Consider the following 12,898-nt stretch of genomic DNA (forward strand, 5'->3'; position numbering starts at 1 on the left):
TGTATAGATAATTATAATCTGGATAACCGTTCCGCCACCTGGCTGATGGGGAGGCCCATTACGTTATAGAAGCAGCCATTGATGCGGTCGATGCCCACAGCCCCTATCCATTCCTGGATGGCATAGGCCCCGGCTTTATCAAAAGGTTGATAATGATCCACATAGTACTCGATCTGCTCCCGGCTGAGGGGTTTGAAATGCACTTCCGTTGTTTGGGAGAAGGCATCTTCCGAACCATTGAAACGGATCACTACCCCGGTGATCACTTCGTGTATACGTCCGCTTAAGCTGGAAAGGATCTTGATGGCATCCGTTCTGTCCACTGGTTTGCCGATGATCTTTTTATCCAGGAGTACAATAGTATCTGCGGCAATAACCACATCTTCTTCCCCAAAAGATGCGCTGACGGCATTGGCTTTCAGGCGGGCAATATGAATAGGCACTTCAGCGAGTGTCATTTCCGGCGGGAAGGTTTCTTCCGCATCGCTTACCATCACTTCAAAAGGAATACCGGCCTGTTCCAGTAACTGCCTGCGGCGCGGAGATTGCGATGCCAGGATCACACGTTTACCAGCGTACATTATAACATGATTTTAAAGAAGATCATGGAAAGGATACCTGTGAGCATAACGATCTTGATCCAGGTACTGATCTTATGATATTGTTCCGGCGAATAGGCCGTGAGAAATGGTTTCTGCACAAAAAACGTAAAGGGTACGAGTACGAAAACGAAGATGTAGGCAACAGCTGCATACCATTCCTTCAGGCCTGTGACGATCATGATAGTGATCAGCAGGGCCTGCAGGATCACCATGAGGAGAATGGTAAAACGTTTTGTTTTCTTCAATCCCCATACAATGGGTAATGTGCGGCAACCATCTTTACTGTCCCCTATCATGTCTTCCATATCTTTCACGATCTCGCGGATCATGGATAATACGAAAGCAAAGGTGGCGTATACGCCAATGATCTTAATAAGCTTTCTGCCCTCGAAGGACATGATGGCTTCAAAGCTGGAATAGATCTGCTTTTCATAAAAGCCTACCACTACTACACTCAGTGCAGTGAGGATGGAGATCACTACGTTGCCGATCAGTACCTGGCGTTTGAAAGAAGTGGAATAGAACCAGAGGAGCAGGGTACAGATCACCTGAACAAAACCAAGGTAGAACTGCCCGATCTGGAAAGCAACCAGGAAACCAAGCGATACGCCGGCCATATTTAATATGGTATGCCATGCCATGGCCCAGCGGCGGTTGATGATCCTGTCCACCACCATTTTATCCGGTTTATTAACGAGGTCTATATTGATGTCGAAATAATCATTGATGATATATCCGGCGGCTGCTACCAGTATGGTAGACAGGGTTAACATCAGGAAATGCGGGAGAGTGAGGGAAGGCTCCGCACCACTATTTAATAATACGGGCCGCACCACGCAATATTGCAGTAACAGTTGCGTCAGTGCAATATAGATCAGGTTCGGGTAACGTATCATTCTGAAAAAAGCCGCGAGGAGAGTCATATTTAGTTTCTATGTAGAATTATTGTAATGAGCTACTATCTTGATGGTACCCCTTCATCCATTGTCCAGTGATCGTTGAGTTTCAGTACTTTTTCAATCACATCCCGCACACAACCCTGGCCGCCGGCAACAGGGGAAATATATTTACTGATACTTTTGATCTCCGGTGCAGCATCTCCGGGGCAAACCGGCAAACCACATAACTGCATGGCCCTGTAATCCGGAATATCGTCTCCCATGAACAGTACTTCTTCCCAGCGCAGGTCATGCTCAAGGGCATAATCTTCCAGTTTCTCCTGTTTATTGTTCACGCCGGTGAAAATGTCTGTGATGCCTAAGCCGTTAAGGCGTGTTATTACACTTTCAGAACGTCCGCCGGAAATAACGGCTATGCGATAGCCTTTTTTAACCGCAAGCTGCAGGGCATAACCATCCCGGATATTCATTCTGCGGCTTTGTTCCCCATTAGGGAGCAGTTGTACCGTTCCGTCTGTCAGTACACCATCCACATCGAATACGAAGGTGCGGATGTGCCTGAATTGTTCCAATACATTCATCTGTTTTTCCATGAATGGGCAAAAATAGGCTATTTTTCTGCGTGGTGGAACTGGTAAATACTTTCAGATAACATGGGATAGATCTGCTGCATGGCAGGATACTGTGCCAGGATGGATTCATGAAGGGCCATGGTCTGTTCATCATGCCTTAAAGCCGGCCCGGTCTGTACAGATTCCGGCGGATATTTATCCAGCCGCTGGAAAGTTTCCCGGATAATGGGAGCCAGCAGTGAAAAATCCCTTCCTTCCTGTTCACAATAGAATTTAGCGAGGGCAATGAGGTGGTTGGTGAAGTTATTACAGAATACAGCCGCCAGGTGCATCTGGAGGCGTTGGGCTGAGTCCATGGTCGCTGTAACGGGAGAAATGCTTTGCGCGAGGGCATGGAGCCTTTTTAATACTTCCTCGTTCCGGCCTTCCAGGATCAGGGGGATGGCGGGATAGCTTTTGATCTCCTTCCGGATACTTTGCAGGGGATACATGACCCCCACATTGGTGGAAATGCGGGCAATGGCTTCCATGGGAACTGCTCCGGCGGTATGGACCACAATCCTTCTTCCAAGCCTCAGGAGGTCGTTCAATTCAGGAATAACGCTATCAGTTACAGCCAGCAGGTAAACGTCTGCCTCCATATTAATATCTAACAGATCAGTGGCGTATTCTCCTCCCAGCAATTCAGCCAGTTCCCGGGCATTTTCTTTCCGCCTGCTGATCACCTGGGTTACGTGGTGACCATGTAACTTCATCAGGTGACCAAAACAGTGTGCCACATTACCAGCTCCTATAATAACTATGTCCATGATACTTATTTAAAATTCGGTTAACGGTAACCTGGCCCCCAATTCTATGCCAAGCCCCAGATACATGGTTATATTTTAACATGTAATATTACTGCCTTTACAGCTAATAGGAGATTAAATATATGATATGTAGGATTGCGTTCTGCCGTTGCCGGCTCGAAATCAACTATTTACCGGATAATATTTTTTATATCAACCTACTTTTATATACTTGCAGAATGCGGATTCGCACCTTTTGTGCAAATTTTGGCGTAATTATAGTAAATAAAGCAGGCGTTCATGGCTAAAAATCTTGTAATTGTTGAGTCCCCGGCAAAGGCAAAAACGATAGAAAAAATTTTAGGTAAAGACTTTGAGGTTAAATCTTGTTTCGGTCATATCCGGGATCTTGAAAAGGATGACATGGGTATTGATATTCAGAACAGCTTCAAACCCAAGTATATAATACCAGAAGATAAGGAAAAGGTTGTAAAGGACTTAAAAAAAATAGCTAAGGACTCCGATGAGGTTTGGTTGGCAACGGATGAGGACCGTGAAGGGGAAGCCATATCCTGGCACCTTTGCGAAGTACTCAAACTAGACCCTGCCACTACCAAACGCATTGTATTTCATGAGATTACGAAGCCTGCCATTGAAAAAGCCGTTCTGAATCCCCGCCTGCTGAACATGGATCTCGTGAACGCACAGCAAGCCCGCCGGATTCTTGACCGTATTGTTGGTTTTGAGCTATCGCCTGTATTATGGAGAAAGATGAGCATGCGCAATTCTCTTTCCGCCGGCCGTGTTCAATCTGTTGCCGTACGCCTGATCGTGGAAAGGGAAAGGGAGATCAATAGCTTTACTACTACCAGCACCTTTAAAGTGGAAGCTTTCTTCCTGGCGAAGGACATTACCGGGAAAACGATCACTTTTAAAGCGGAAGGACCTACCAAGTTCAAAACTGCGGATGACGCGGAAAAGTTCCTGCAACAATGTGTAGGTGCTGCGTATACCGTGAAAGACATACAGGTAAAACCGGGTAAGAAGAGCCCTTCAGCTCCTTTTACCACTTCTACCCTTCAACAGGAAGCCAGCCGGAAACTGGGTTACAGCGTTTCCAAAACCATGCTCCTGGCTCAGAAGCTTTATGAAAGCGGGCAGATCACCTACATGAGAACGGATTCCGTGAACCTCTCGGAAACCGCCATGACGGATATCAGTAACGCCATTCATAAAAATTATGGAGAACGTTACTATCAGTCCCGCAAATACAAGAACAAAAACGAGAATGCACAGGAAGCCCACGAAGCCATCCGTCCTACTTACATGGAGAACGCTACCGTGGACGATTCCGACCTCAAAAGATTATATGAACTGATCTGGAAACGGACCATCGCCAGCCAGATGAGTGATGCCGAACTGGAAAAAACTATCGCTAAAATTGAGATTTCCACTAATAAGGAAGAACTCACTGCCAGCGGTGAAGTGTTGAAGTTCGATGGGTTCCTGAAAATATACATGGAAGGCCAGGATGATGAGGATGAAGCGGATGAAGATCAGGAGGGTGTATTACCACCGCTCACGGTTAAACAGGCGCTGGAACTGAAGGAAATGAAAGCTACAGAACGTTTTACCCGTCCTGCTCCCCGTTATACGGAGGCCAGCCTGGTAAAGAAACTGGAAGAGCTGGGAATCGGCCGCCCGTCTACTTACGCACCCACCATTACTACTGTTCAGAAACGTGGTTATGTAGAAAAGCGTGATAAGGAAGGGGTGAAAAGGGATGTGCGCATCCTGTTCCTGAAAAAGGACCAGATCACCAAACAAACGGACCAGGAGAATACCGGTGCTGAGAAATCCAAGCTGTTCCCTACAGACCTTGGAATGCTGGTAACGGACTTCCTGAAACAATACTTCGAAAAGGTAATGGACTATAGCTTCACAGCCAACATTGAGCAGCAGTTTGATGAAATAGCCCATGGCAAGAAGGTATGGAACATCATGCTGGATGAGTTCTATAATCCTTTCCACCACACGGTGGAAGAAACACTGGAGAAAGCGGAAAGGGTGAAAGGAGAAAGGCTGCTGGGAGAAGATCCTGCCACCGGCAAACCGGTTGTAGCCCGTATGGGACGTTTTGGCCCCATGGTGCAGATCGGTAAAGTGGAAGATGAAGAGAAACCACGCTTCGCCAAATTAAAACAAACACAAAGCATTGAAACCATTAGCATGGAGGAAGCCATGGACCTGTTCCGCCTTCCGCGTAACCTGGGCCTCTTTGAAGGAACAGATGTGCTGGTGAATATTGGCCGTTTTGGTCCTTATGCCCAACATGACAAGAAATTCTATTCCCTGAAAAAGGAAATGGACCCTTATTCTGTAGAGCTGGAAGAAGTAGCGCCACTGATCGCTGAGAAACGTACGGCCAAGGATGAACGGACCATCAAGGTATTTGAGAAAGAAAAGATCCAGGTGCTGAAAGGACCTTATGGTCCTTATCTCAAAGTAGGACTGAGGAATTTTAAGATACCAAAGGAGAAGATAGATACAGCGGCAGACCTTACGGTGGAAGAGGCGAAAGCGATCATTGAAGAGATCAAAGCCAATCCTCCGAAAAAGAAAGCGCCTGCACGCAAGAAGAAAGCAGAATGATCGTTTGATAGAAGATACTGATTTAATTGTAGAAATACAATGGTACCAATTCAGATGACAATTCGTAAATTGTTTACCAGAATCTAACTTAGCTGCATTGAACGAGACCAGGGAAATAAACGCATTGTTCCATCTGCTGGATGATCCGGATCAGGAAGTATTTGATACGGTGGCCAACAAGATCCTTCTGTTCGGAAAAGAGATCATTCCGAACCTGGAGCATCTCTGGGAAACTACCTACGATGAGTCTATCCAGGAAAGAATAGAACTGCTCATTCACCGTGTTCATTACCAGGACCTGCAGGAGGCTGTACGTATCTGGGGGAATACCGGTACACAGGACCTGGTGCAGGGGGCTATCCTTGCGGCGCGTTATCAGTATCCGGACCTTGCTGCACAGCAGGTGAATACTGAAATAGAGCGTATCAAACGTAATATCTGGCTTGAATTAAATAACTACCTCACTCCGCTGGAGCAGATCAACGTGCTGAACAGCATGATCTATAATTATTTTGGATTAAAGGGCGAAGAGGTGTCCTATCAGCGTAAGAACCAGTTCTTCCTTAACCAGGTAATGGAGGCGAAGAAAGGGAATCCTATCACGAATGGCATTATCTATCAGAGCCTTTGTTCCATGCTGGACCTTCCTGTATATGCAGTGAATATTCCGCGGCAGTTTATCCTCGCTTATTTCGATACTTTCTACGATTTTACGGAGCCTACTGATCCGGGGGATTACAGGATACTCTTCTTTATTGACCCTATTCAGGGGCAGATCTATACACAGCAGGATGTGGAGACTTACTTTAAACGGGTGAACGTGCCGCAGTTGCCGGAGTACTATAAACCGATGAGCAATCAGCGGATCATTCAGTTTCTCATGTCTGAGCTGGCTAAGTGTTTCAGGAATGATAAGGAGCAGTATAAGTTTGATGAGCTGAATAATCTTTCGCAGATACTGGAATAAATTCTTCTTTGTATAACGTTTGAAGGCTGTCCTGGGGGATGGCCTTTTTTTATTCCTGCTCCGCTCCCAATAAGCATAAAAAAAATTCGACCGAAAAAACTAGCCCAGTGGTTATAAGAGGCAAGAGGGAACAGTTTTCGGACGAATTTTTTTTATGCTTATTTCCGCTGGTGGGCTTTTTAGGTGGAAAGGGGGGTGTTTTGAGGGAGGTTTTTGTTTGAAGGGGGATTGGGCCGGGGGATGTCTTTGGGGTGTCCGTTTTGGCCGGTAAACGGAGGTCATCTATGGCTCTACCATGGGCCTGCCATGGGCCACCCCCGGGTTACTACGGGCCTGCGATGGTTTATGATGGTTTTATGATGGTTTTTCGTGGGCTTTGGCCATATTTTATTCTATAAAATAAAACCCTTTGTTCAATTATATACCTCCGCTGAAGGGAGTGACACAACGGCGGCTGATAGGAAGGTGAAAGCTGGCTACTACATACTACTATGGTACTACCCTGGGTATAGGATAGAAGAAGAATACCCCTATCTTGAGCCTATGTCAAGCCTATCTCAGGTATTGGAATGTTATACAAAAAGAAAGAGGGTGCCTTTGTGGAGGCACCCTCTTGGGTAAGTTATGATAGGTCCTTTAGCGCTGGGTACGGTAGTACTTCATGGCTTCGGGCATCAGTTTTTGTAATTGGGCGATACGGCGATCATCGCTGGGGTGCGTGCTGAGCAGTTCGGGTGGTTTTTGACCGCCTGTACTGGCCATACGCGTCCAGAAGGGAACGGCTTCCTGCGGATTGTAACCTGCCATGGCCATGAAGATCAGGCCGAGATGGTCTGCTTCCAGCTCATTTTGGCGGCCATAGGCCATGAGGCCGAGGGGGCCCCCTACGTTAAATGCCTGCATGAAGATGTTCTGGGCCTGGGGGTTTTTGTTCAAGGCTACGGCACCTGCTACCTGGATCCCCTGGGCTACGAGTCCCTGGCTCATGCGTTCATTACCATGGCGGGCAATGGCATGGGCTATTTCGTGGCCCATTACGCAAGCGAGCGCGGTTTCGTTCTGCGTTACGGGTAAGAGGCCGGTATATACAACCACCTTGCCGCCGGGCATACACCAGGCGTTCACCTGTTTATCGTTCACGAGATTGAATTCCCATTTGTAGTTAGCCACTTCATTACCCAGGTTGTTCTGCGCCATATAAGTGGTTACGGCCTGAGCAATGCGGCCTCCTACCCTCCTTACCATTTCAGCATCCTTGCTGCCGGTAGGAGAAATAGTTTTATTCTGAGAAAGAAAGGTCTGATACTCCTGCAAAGCCATGGATTGTATGGTGCTTTCAGGGATGAGGTTTAACTGGCTACGGCCGGTAATCGGTACACGGGTACATGCATATAGCAGACCTGTACCGGCTACAAATAACAATGCAATTTTTTTCATCGGTTAATATTTTGAAGATGGATATCCGAAAATACCGCTTTCTTCACATAGAGCAATCGCTGTGCCGGATTTAGGCACTACGCTCTGTCGTGCTTGTTTTTGCGATTCTTGAACAGGGGTACTTTGCTTTCACTGCCGGTGAGTAACCTGGCAATGTTCTTCTGGTGGGTTAATACCACCATCAAAGCAACAGCTATGGCGAAGATGCGATAGAATACCTCTTTTTCACGGAATATGAAAAGTATCAGCACTGGGAATGCGATACTGGCAATAATAGAACTTAAAGAAACGTACCTGGTGAGGAAAAGGATCATGAGGAATACGCCTACGCAACACAAGGCCACTAAGGGCTGAATGGCGAGCACCATACCAAAGAGGGTGGCAATACCTTTACCGCCACGGAAACCTGCCCAGATGGGGAAGATATGACCCACTACGGCGGCAAGGCCTAAACCTACCTGGAGGTTCACTAATTGCGTAATCTGATCCGGTTCGTTGTAAATAGGTAATAAATAAGATAATCTTACGGCTAATACACCTTTAAACATATCCACGAGCATTACGAAAGTACCGGCTTTAGGGCCGAGTACACGGAATGTGTTGGTGGCACCGGCATTACCGGAACCGTGTTCGCGAATATCCATTCCATAAACTCCCTTACTCACCCATACAGCGGTGGCAAAAGAGCCAATAAGATAGGCACCTATTAGTAGCAATAATTCAGTCATCACAATAAGTTAGAGTGCTAAGATAGTAAATCTCGTGTTAATAAAATTACAAAATTGACTGCAATAATAAGACAAATACTCGTCAATCAGCAATTAAAATATATGATTTTTTCCATATGGCCGGTTTTACACCGCTAAAAAGGATATGGCCAACCAATTGTCTCTCGATGCTTTCCTTTCCAGGCGCAGATTCTGGCCTTCGGCAGCTGTAACGATCACTGTTTCATCCTCTTGCAATATACCACTCAAAATCAATAATCCGTCCGATTTCATAATTCTTTTCATGTGGGCCATATTGGCCAGCAGTATGTTACGGTTGATATTGGCCAGGAGGATGTCGTACGTGCCGTCTGCAATGGCCTCCAGGTTATCTGCCCGCCAGATGCGTACATTCCTGGCACCATTGGCTACTACATTCTCAATGGCATTATCCACCGCCCAGGAATCATTGTCGATGGCATCAGCCTGCGCTGCACCCAGTTGATCTGCAAGGATTGCCAGGATGCCGGTGCCGGTGCCAAAATCAAATACCTTTTTTCCTTTGATGTTGATGTTTTCCATCAACCTGATCACAGAGTATGTTGTGGCATGGTGCCCTGTGCCGAAGGACATTTTTGGTGTGATGATGATCTCATGTAACACCTGCCCCTGCAATGATTCATGAAAGCCGGCGCGGATACCGCAAAAATTATCTACCAATACTGGCTGAAAGTTGCTTTCCCATACGGCATTCCAGTTAGCCTGTGCAATGGTTTCTTTCGTGTAGTCTAACCCGTGACTTCCTAAAATACCGAGTAATATATTCTCTTCAAATTGTGTAGCAGGGATATAAGCAACGAGTGTGTCTGCCGTTTCTTCAAACCCTTCATAACCCGCATCTGCCAGTTGAGCCACTAAAATGTCTTTCAAAGCTGATGGAGCGGATACCGTGATCGCGATATGTGACATATCCGCAAGATAGTTACAAATTCCTCAGTGCCAATACGGAAAACGCATTTTTCAAAATCCTTTGCCAGATTCAGCCCCAAGCCTTATATTTGGATTATAATAATATAACCTTATCCTATGAAAAATCTATTCACCCTCCTGGCCGCAATGGCCTTTTATCTGTGTGGTTCCGCCCAAACCATTATCAAACCATATGAGATCGAACTGAAGGATTCTATTTTTTACCAGGTACAAACAGCTGTTTTCATTATTGACAAACAGGATGTGGAAGACTATTTTAAAGGGCTTGATACGATCCTTCCACAACGTAAATATTCTAAAGATGTTTTCCGGAATATCCAGTTCCTGCATTTGAATCCGGAGGAAGTGCAAAGGCATTACAAAATGGTATCCAAATTCTGGGCGGCCAACAAGAGCAATCCGATGAATTATAGTACAGATCGGATCACGCTTTTCTGGAATGATAATGAAACTGTATTAATGCCTTACCTGGATGAAATATTGCCCGACCTGCTGGAAGGTGGTAAGATACAGGTGGTGGACCGTTCTACGAACAAACGCGTGCAGAAGTATGAAATGAATTTTGAGGAGGTGGGTGTGAAGTCTTACAAGATCTTCAAGTTCATTAAAGGAAGAATTATGTGGCGGGAAAGTGAGGTATTTGTGGAGCAGATGTCTACTGTAGGGAATTAAGATGCTGGAAGCCTGCCGCGCTGCAGAGGGCGGGAGTTTTTTATTTTGAAGGAAGAAGCTTTTTTGGTGGAGTTTTTTAGTAAGACGATGAGTTCTTTTTATATTGAATTTCTTCTTAAAAAAGAAAAAGGGCAGTTCAAAATGAACTGCCCTTTTTTTATACTGATAATTTCTATTGTTCATCGAACACCGGACCTTCAATAGGACCTTCGGTTTGTTGCGGAGGGCGGTTGTAACCACCACGGTCTCCACGATCACCTCTGTCACCACCACGGTCAAAACGAGGACGGTCACCACCACGGTCTCCGCCACGATCACGGTCTCCGCGAGGACGGTCTCCACCACCTCTGCGATCTCCACGATCTCCACCACGGTCTCCGCGATCACCGCGTTCTCCACGATCTTCACGTTCTGGCCTTTCTACATATCCTTCTGGTTTATCCATCAGCACTTTGCGGCTGAGTTTGAATTTACCGGTTTTAGGATCTGTACCTACCAGTTTCACTTTCACTTTGTCACCTTCAGCGAGTACACCATCCATTGTTTCCAGGCGTTTCCAGGAAACTTCGGAGATGTGCAGCAAACCTTGTTTACCAGGCATGAATTCTACGAAAGCACCATAAGGCATTACGCTCTTCACGGTAGATTCATATACTTCACCTACTTCAGGAACAGAAACGATACCTTTCACCCAGGCCATTGCCTTGTCCAGGTTTTCTTTCTGTGCAGAGAAGATGCTTACTTCACCGGTCTGGCCAACTTCTTCGATATTGATAGTAGTACCTGTTTCACGTTGGATCTCCTGAATTACTTTACCACCTGGCCCAATCACAGCGCCGATAAATTCACGGTCGATGATCAGTTTTTCCATGCGTGGTGCATGTGGTTTAGGTTCAGGACGGTAAGCGGGCATTGCTGTGTACATGGCTTCCAGGATATGTAAACGACCCTGACGGGCTTGTGCAAGCGCAGCGCGCATTACATCCATGCTCAGGCCATCTACTTTAATGTCCATTTGAACACCACAGATACCATCGCGGGTACCGGTTACTTTAAAGTCCATATCACCCAGGTGATCTTCATCACCAAGGATGTCGCTCAATACCGCCCATTTTCCATCGCTTGCACGGGAGATCAATCCCATAGCGATACCGGAAACGTGTTTAGGTAAAGGAACGCCTGCATCCATGAGAGCTAATGAACCCGCGCAAACGGTAGCCATGGAAGAGGAACCGTTAGATTCCAGGATGTCTGACACAACGCGCACCGTGTAAGCGTAATCGCTACCGGGCATCATTTGTTTCAGGGAACGGAGGGCAAGGTTACCATGCCCAACTTCACGACGGCCGGGGCCGCGCATCATTTTCACCTCACCGGTTGAGAAGGGAGGGAAATTATAGTGCAGGATAAATTTAGTATAAGCAGAGTTTGCAGCGCTTTCAATCAGCAACTCGTCATCCGGTGTGCCCAGTGTAACAGTTGTGAGGGATTGCGTTTCACCACGGGTGAATAATGCAGAACCGTGAGGAGATGGCAGCAGGTCTACTTCCATCGCCAGGGGACGAACCTGGTCCAGTACGCGGCCATCCAGACGGATCTTCTCGTCCAGGATCATGTTACGTACGGTTTCTTTTTCCAGGTCGTGGAAGTATTCACCTACTAATGGTGCATCTTCTTCCGGTAATTCTCCCAGGGATTCCACGAGTTCTTCTGCGATCTTTTTGAAAGCATCTGTACGGGCGTGTTTACCGAGGGCACCTTTAGAAACTTCGAGGATCTTAGCCTGCGCAAATGCAACTACTTTCGCTTTCAGTTCTTCGTTCTGATGAGGCTTTTCGTATTCGCGTTTAGCAGGGTTACCTACCAGGGCGCGGAGATCTTCCTGGGCTTTCACTTGAACTTTAATGGCTTCGTGGCCGAGTTCAATTACTTTCACCAGGTCTTCTTCACTGCACTCCTTGCTTTCGCCTTCCACCATCATGATGTTTTTGGCGGTAGCTGCAACGATGAAGTCCATATCCGCTACAGCTAACTGTGTGCGGGTAGGGTTTATAACAAATTCACCTTCAACACGGGCAACGCGTACTTCTGAAATGATCTCCTGGATGGGAACATCAGAAACGGCCAGTGCAGCAGAGGCAGCGAGAGCAGCCAATGCATCGGGCATAACTTCTTTATCTGAAGAGATGAGGGTTACGAGAACCTGCACATCACATAAATAATCGTCAGGGAATAAAGGGCGCAAAGCGCGGTCAATCAAACGGGAGATCAAAACTTCGTAGTCGCTCAGTTTACCTTCTCTTTTGAAGAAAGAACCGGGGATACGACCGGCAGAAGCAAATTTTTCCTGGTAATCAACAGTAAGGGGAAAGAAAGATTGGCCGGGTTTGGGTTTTTGGCTGGCAACAACGGTAGCCAGAAGGATGCAATTTCCCAAGCGCACAGTAACCGAACCATCGGCCTGACGGGCCATTTTGCCGGTTTCTATCGTTACCTCGCGACCACCGCCTATATCAAATTTAACCGAAGCAGGTGTAAGATTCATACTTGTGTGAGGATTAATAAGGTACACATACAAAAAAACTATTCCCAACTAATATAGTTGGGAATAG

At 46.6% G+C, this 12,898-nt stretch carries 11 protein-coding genes; 3 read left to right on the top strand and 8 right to left on the bottom strand.

Translation table 11 applies throughout. The annotated features are described in order from the left end of the window. Positions 1-11: 11 nt before the first annotated feature. The 4 genes from AAHN97_RS17685 to AAHN97_RS17700 are packed head-to-tail and all read right to left on the bottom strand — an operon-like array spanning position 12 to position 2,882. On the bottom strand, positions 12-581 hold the full coding sequence (locus AAHN97_RS17685) for a Maf family protein (RefSeq protein ID WP_343303393.1): 570 nt from the start codon (positions 579-581) through the stop codon (positions 12-14). Further along, positions 581-1,525, bottom strand: a complete 945-nt coding sequence (locus AAHN97_RS17690; protein WP_343303394.1) for a geranylgeranylglycerol-phosphate geranylgeranyltransferase — start codon at positions 1,523-1,525, stop codon at positions 581-583. Before AAHN97_RS17690 ends, AAHN97_RS17685 begins: the two co-directional genes overlap by 1 nt. Before the next feature lie 35 nt (positions 1,526-1,560). Further along, a complete protein-coding gene (locus AAHN97_RS17695) occupies positions 1,561-2,094 on the bottom strand; it encodes a KdsC family phosphatase (RefSeq protein ID WP_343303395.1) in 534 nt (177 codons plus the stop codon). Positions 2,095-2,111: 17 nt separating this feature from the next. Further along, complete coding sequence (locus AAHN97_RS17700; protein ID WP_343303396.1) at positions 2,112-2,882, bottom strand: Rossmann-like and DUF2520 domain-containing protein; 771 nt, start codon at positions 2,880-2,882, stop codon at positions 2,112-2,114. Positions 2,883-3,161: 279 nt separating this feature from the next. Between AAHN97_RS17700 and topA the strand changes: the two genes are divergently transcribed. Together topA and AAHN97_RS17710 are read left to right on the top strand one after the other, a co-directional pair. After that, entirely contained in the window at positions 3,162-5,513 is a 2,352-nt protein-coding gene (gene topA / locus AAHN97_RS17705; RefSeq protein WP_343303397.1) for a type I DNA topoisomerase, read from the top strand. Positions 5,514-5,610: 97 nt separating this feature from the next. After that, the gene (locus tag AAHN97_RS17710) at positions 5,611-6,480 is read left to right on the top strand and encodes a transglutaminase-like domain-containing protein (RefSeq protein WP_343303398.1); all 870 of its coding nucleotides are present in this window, start codon (positions 5,611-5,613) and stop codon (positions 6,478-6,480) included. 636 nt (positions 6,481-7,116) lie between these two features. On the opposite strand, the gene AAHN97_RS17715 is transcribed toward AAHN97_RS17710, so the two are convergent. The 3 genes from AAHN97_RS17715 to prmA form a co-directional block, all read right to left on the bottom strand. Further along, a complete protein-coding gene (locus AAHN97_RS17715; RefSeq protein ID WP_343303399.1) occupies positions 7,117-7,917 on the bottom strand; it encodes a M48 family metallopeptidase in 801 nt (266 codons plus the stop codon). 77 nt (positions 7,918-7,994) lie between these two features. Next, a complete protein-coding gene (gene plsY / locus AAHN97_RS17720) occupies positions 7,995-8,645 on the bottom strand; it encodes a glycerol-3-phosphate 1-O-acyltransferase PlsY (RefSeq protein WP_343303401.1) in 651 nt (216 codons plus the stop codon). 126 nt (positions 8,646-8,771) lie between these two features. Beyond that, entirely contained in the window at positions 8,772-9,593 is an 822-nt protein-coding gene (gene prmA, locus AAHN97_RS17725; RefSeq protein ID WP_343303402.1) for a 50S ribosomal protein L11 methyltransferase, read from the bottom strand. A 117-nt stretch (positions 9,594-9,710) separates the two neighbouring features. On the opposite strand from prmA, the gene AAHN97_RS17730 reads away from it, so the two are divergent. Next, complete coding sequence (locus tag AAHN97_RS17730; protein WP_343303403.1) at positions 9,711-10,286, top strand: hypothetical protein; 576 nt, start codon at positions 9,711-9,713, stop codon at positions 10,284-10,286. A 172-nt stretch (positions 10,287-10,458) separates the two neighbouring features. Here the strand turns inward: AAHN97_RS17730 and AAHN97_RS17735 are convergent, their stop codons facing one another. Then, the gene (locus tag AAHN97_RS17735) at positions 10,459-12,831 is read right to left on the bottom strand and encodes a polyribonucleotide nucleotidyltransferase (RefSeq protein WP_343303404.1); all 2,373 of its coding nucleotides are present in this window, start codon (positions 12,829-12,831) and stop codon (positions 10,459-10,461) included. Between the last annotated feature and the right edge of the window lie 67 nt (positions 12,832-12,898).

It is taken from the genome of Chitinophaga niabensis (genome assembly GCF_039545795.1).
Taxonomy (GTDB): Bacteria; Bacteroidota; Bacteroidia; order Chitinophagales; family Chitinophagaceae; genus Chitinophaga; species Chitinophaga niabensis_B.